At 44.8% G+C, this 241-nt stretch carries 1 protein-coding gene; it reads right to left on the reverse strand.

Annotated features, from left to right (window positions below):
• A partial coding sequence (locus AAEZ05_RS29920; protein WP_350650278.1) for a hypothetical protein occupies positions 1–206 on the reverse strand: 206 nt, incomplete at its 3' end.
• Between the last annotated feature and the right edge of the window lie 35 nt (positions 207–241).

Consider the following 241-nt stretch of genomic DNA (forward strand, 5'->3'; position numbering starts at 1 on the left):
TTCACTACCTTAGGATTGGTCTCTGAGGTTAAGACCGTCAAACTTTTCTGGATTTTATCGCTTATGCTGATAGGCGCACTATTGGTACTAGTACTGGCTCCAGATGCCTCAATCAGGTTGGCCGTCAAGGAAAATCCGCTGGCTTTTTCTAATGCTGATTTTTGTGCAGTCGATAATCCAGTAGGGATACGAACGGTATAGCTCACGATACCTTTGTCATTCGTTGTCTGAGTAGTAGCGC

The organism is Pseudomonas sp. HY13-MNA-CIBAN-0226 (genome assembly GCF_040310305.1).
Taxonomy (GTDB): Bacteria; Pseudomonadota; Gammaproteobacteria; order Pseudomonadales; family Pseudomonadaceae; genus Aquipseudomonas; species Aquipseudomonas gregormendelii.